At 41.1% G+C, this 815-nt stretch carries 2 protein-coding genes; both read left to right on the top strand.

Going from position 1 to position 815, the window contains the following annotated elements; all coding sequences use genetic code 11:
- Positions 1 to 108: 108 nt before the first annotated feature.
- Positions 109 to 390, top strand: coding sequence for a helix-turn-helix domain-containing protein (locus C200_RS16435; protein WP_032126454.1), 282 nt, complete (start codon positions 109 to 111; stop codon positions 388 to 390).
- 17 nt (positions 391 to 407) lie between these two features.
- Positions 408 to 815, top strand: a 408-nt coding sequence (locus tag C200_RS16430) for an IS3 family transposase (protein WP_033923821.1), incomplete at its 3' end; no start/stop codon positions are given.

The following is an 815-nucleotide window of genomic DNA, read 5'->3' as shown; positions in this document are numbered from 1 at the left end:
TTTTAAACACAATATTTTGTCGATTAATTAATGAAAGGTTAAAAACATAATTGAAATGATCCCCAAAATTTAATGTCTAAATTAAGGCATACTTTTGGAGATTTTTACATGAGCAGACAGCAGTATTCAAGCAGCAAAAAGTTCCAGATTGCGCTTGAAGCAATAAAGGGCAAAGAGACCATTGCAGCTCTCAGCACCAAGCACGGCATTGCACCCACATTAATTTCAAAGTGGAAAAAAGACTTGCTTGAGCGAGGCTGTGAACTTTTTGAAAAAGTCTATAAAACCTCCGATGTTCGTTTAGAGCATGAACGTGACCAGTTGTTTAAAAAGGTTGGCGAACTGAGCCTAGAGGTGGATTACTTAAAAAAGGGCTTCGCGAGCATCTAACCTCTAAAGAACGTCGATTGCTCGTAAATCCAGAGCTGAAAATTACGGTTGCCCGTCAGTGTGAGTTGCTTAGTGTTGAGCGCAGCGGGCTTTATTATAAGCCGGTGCCAAAAGTTGATGATACGGTGATGATGAATCGCATTTATGACATTTGGTACAAGAGTCCTTGTTTTGGTTATCGTCGCGTAACAAAAGTTCTGCGCCGTGAAGGCATGCGAGTGAATCGTAAGAAAGTGAAGCGCCTGATGGATTTAATGGGGTTAAAAGCCATTTTTCCAGGGCCAAAGACCTCATTAAAAGGAGAAAATCATAAAACTTATGATTACTTACTGGACGGCCTTCACATCGCGCGACCAAATCACGCTTGGCAGGTGGATATTACCTATATTCGCACACGTAAAGGCTTTGCTTATCTTACGGCCTTA

Source organism: Piscirickettsia salmonis LF-89 = ATCC VR-1361 (assembly GCF_000297215.2).
In the GTDB taxonomy this organism is placed as follows: Bacteria; Pseudomonadota; Gammaproteobacteria; order Piscirickettsiales; family Piscirickettsiaceae; genus Piscirickettsia; species Piscirickettsia salmonis.
This window is presented reverse-complemented; position numbering and strand designations above follow the sequence as displayed.